The following is a 3433-nucleotide window of genomic DNA, read 5'->3' as shown; positions in this document are numbered from 1 at the left end:
CGCGGCGCTGCTGTGGAGCGCATGCTGCCTGGCCTGCGCCGGGGCGCTCCTCGCCGCCACGCCGGGCGGGCTCGCCGCCGCCGCCATCGTGCCGCTCACCCTCGCCCTCTACAACGGCCTGTACACCCCGCTCAAGAAACGCACGTCCCTGGCGATGCTGGTGGGCGGGCTCGCCGGAGCGCTGCCGCCCGTGCTGGGCTGCCTGAGCGCCGGGGCCTCGCCGCTTGAGCCCCGCGCGCTGCTGCTCGCCGCGGTGTTCTATGCCTGGCAGGTGCCGCACTTCTGGCTGTTCGCCCGCCTCAACGCAGCCGACTACGCTGCGGCTGGCTTCTTCGCGCCGCACCAGGGCGTGGGCCGGGCCGGAGCGAACGGAGCGCTGGCCCTGTGGATCATTTCCTACGGCGCGCTGATGCTGCTCCTGCCCGCCTTCGGGCTGGTGGGGGCGGAGCTGACCAAATGGCTTGTCACCGCCCTGGCCCTGACGCTTTTGGGCGCTGCCTGGCCCCTTGTCACGCGCGAGCGCCTGGGCTTCGCCCTGGTCAACGGCTCGCTCGTGCTGCTGCTGGCGTTCCTGACCGCCGACGCCCTGCGCGGCGCGGCATGATCACCCCCTAAAAGGAGCCGACCCATGATCATGTGGATACACCCCGTCCTGCAGACACTGGCCCTCATCCTCTCGCTCTACGTGTTGTACCTGGGCTGGGTGCGCTTCTCCTTTGCGCACCTGGGGACGAAAGGCCTCATCTTCGCCTGGAAGCGGCACGTGTTCCTGGGCATCCTCGTGCTCTGCGGCTGGGGGCTCGACTTCGTCATCGGGCTCGGCGCGGCCTGGTGGGGCTGGCAAAGCGTGTTCATCACCGGCCACCACTACCAGGTAGGCATCGCCATGGTCCCGCTCATCCTCTTCGGCATGGGCACTGGCTTCTACATGGACCGCAACAAGGCCAAGCGCGTGGCCCTGCCCCTGGCCCACGGCGGCGCCAACGCCCTGCTCGTGCTCATGGCCCTGTACCAGCTCTACACCGGCATCATCATCCTGCGCGACATGGTCATGGCCTAGCCGGCAACAACAGCCAAAGGCGTCGCCCCCTGGCCGCCGGAGGCATCCCAGGTTCTGAGTCACAAAATTATCTTCGGCCCCCTTGCGCCTCGCGCCAAGGTGCGTATTTAGTTTGAATGCGCTTGGCCCTTGCCGCTCTGAGGCCGCGCGCCAATCGACGAACCGGAGTTGCGCCATGTGGGAATATACGGACATCGTTAAGGAACATTTTCTGAATCCGAAGAATGTCGGCGAAATGAAGGACGCCTCCTGCGTGGGCGAGGTGGGTTCCATCGCCTGCGGCGACGCGCTCAAGCTGTTCCTCAAGATCGAGGACGGCATCATCAAGGACGCCAGTTTCCAGACCTTCGGCTGCGCCAGCGCCATCGCGTCGAGCTCCGCCCTTACCGAGCTGGTCAAGGGCATGACTGTCGACGAGGCCATGAAGATCACCAACAAGGACATCGCCAATGCCCTGGGCGGCCTGCCCAAGGAGAAGATGCACTGCTCGGTGATGGGCGAGGAGGCGCTGGAAGCGGCCATCAAGAGCTGGCGCGGCGAGGATGTGGGCAGCCACGAGCATTCCGAGGGCGAGATCGTCTGCGAGTGCTTCGGCGTCACCGACGAGCAGATCCTGCACGCCGTGCGCGAGAACGACCTCAAGACCATCGAGGACGTGACCTACTACACCAAGGCCGGCGGCGGCTGCGCCAAGTGCCATGAGAAGATCGAGGCGCTCATCGCCACCGCCAGGGGCGAGGCCGCGCCCGCGCCCGCACCGGCCGCGAAGAAGCTCACGAACCTCCAGCGCATGAAGCTCATCGAGGAAGTGCTGGAGAAGGAGATCCGCCCGAGGCTCCAGCTCGACGGCGGCGACATCGAGCTGGCGGACATCGACGGGCTCACTGTCGTGGTGAACCTGCGCGGCCGCTGCACGGGCTGCCCGGCCAGCCAGGCCACGGTGCAGGGCACGGTGCAGGGCATCCTGCGCGAGAAGGTCGACCCGGAAATCGTGGTGCGGGAGGCCTAACCCATGAGCGCACAGAACGTCGTCTACCTGGACAACAACGCCACCACCCGCGTGGCCCCGGAAGTGCTTGAGGCCATGCTGCCGTTCTTCTCGGAGCGCTATGGCAACCCGTCGTCCATGCACACCTTCGGCGGCGCCGTGGGCCGCGAGATGCGCGAGGCGCGCGAGTCCCTGGCCGACCTGCTCGGCTGCGGCACCGACGAGATCATCTTCACCTCCTGCGGCACCGAGTCCGACAACACGGCCATCCGCTCGGCCCTGACCGCCCAGCCCGAGAAGCGGCACATCGTGACCACCCGCGTGGAGCACCCGGCGGTGCTCTCGTTGTGCAAGTTCCTGGAGCGCAGCCAGGGCTACCGCGTGACCTACCTCGGCGTGGACGCGGAAGGCCGCCTGGACATGCAGGAGCTTGAGGACAGCCTCGCCGAGGACACGGCCATCGTCAGCATCATGTGGGCCAACAATGAGACCGGCGTCATCTTCCCCATCGAGAAGATCGCCGAGATGACCCGCAGCCGGGGCATCATGCTGCACACCGACGCCGTGCAGGCCGTGGGAAAAATCCCCATGAAGCTCTCTGAGACCGGGGTGGACATGCTCTCGCTCTCCGGCCACAAGCTGCACGCGCCCAAGGGCGTCGGCGCGCTCTACGTGCGCCGCAAGCTGCCCTACCGCCCGTACCTCATCGGCGGGCACCAGGAGCACGGCAAGCGCGCGGGAACGGAGAACACCACCGGAATCATCGCGCTCGGCGCGGCGGCCAAGGCCGCCAAGGCCCACCTGCCAGCGGAGAACACCACGGTGCGCGCCCTGCGCGACCGCCTGGAGAACGCGCTGCTGGCGGGCGTGCCCGAAAGCCGCCTGAACGGCCACAAGCTGGAGCGCCTGCCCAACACTTCAAACATCAGCTTCAAGTACATCGAGGGCGAGGCCATCCTGCTCCTGCTCGACCAGCTGGGCATCGCGGCGTCGTCCGGCTCTGCCTGCACGTCGGGCTCGCTTGAGCCCTCGCACGTGCTGCGCGCCATGGGCGTGCCCTTCACCTACGCCCACGGGTCCATCCGCTTCTCGCTCTCGCGCTACACCACGGACGCGGACGTGGACTACGTCATCGACAACGTGCCGCGGATCATCGAGACCCTGCGCAAGATCTCGCCCTACAAGCAGGGCGTGGCCGACCCGCTGTCCCCGCTGGATTCCAAGCCCCCCTGCGGGTGCTAGGGGAGGAAGAAGTGCCTCCGGCGGCCGTGGGCAGCGGCCCATCGATGCTGTCGACAGCCGTAAGATTCGCGGAAGACCGCTCATCATAACGGCTGACGCCCGAACCCCCATTTAACGCCGAAAGGGCTGTCTCAGGAGGAACC

The 3433-nt window shown here is 67.2% G+C and carries 4 protein-coding genes; all 4 read left to right on the top strand.

The genetic code is table 11. From position 1 onward, the window contains the following. The coding region (locus RDU24_RS15805; protein WP_308736746.1) for a UbiA family prenyltransferase at nucleotides 1–604 on the top strand (604 nt) is incomplete at its 5' end. A 24-nt stretch (nucleotides 605–628) separates the two neighbouring features. Then, entirely contained in the window at nucleotides 629–1060 is a 432-nt protein-coding gene (locus RDU24_RS15800) for a DUF4079 domain-containing protein (protein ID WP_308736745.1), read from the top strand. 175 nt (nucleotides 1061–1235) lie between these two features. Next, entirely contained in the window at nucleotides 1236–2069 is an 834-nt protein-coding gene (nifU, locus tag RDU24_RS15795) for a Fe-S cluster assembly protein NifU (protein WP_308736744.1), read from the top strand. 3 nt (nucleotides 2070–2072) lie between these two features. After that, nucleotides 2073–3290 carry a cysteine desulfurase NifS gene (nifS, locus tag RDU24_RS15790; protein WP_308736743.1) on the top strand — a complete coding sequence of 406 codons (1218 nt, stop codon included), beginning with the start codon at nucleotides 2073–2075 and terminating at the stop codon, nucleotides 3288–3290. The last annotated feature ends 143 nt before the right edge of the window (nucleotides 3291–3433 follow it).

Origin of the sequence: Humidesulfovibrio sp. (genome assembly GCF_031082295.1) — a bacterium.
GTDB lineage: Bacteria > Desulfobacterota > Desulfovibrionia > Desulfovibrionales > Desulfovibrionaceae > Humidesulfovibrio.
This window is presented reverse-complemented; position numbering and strand designations above follow the sequence as displayed.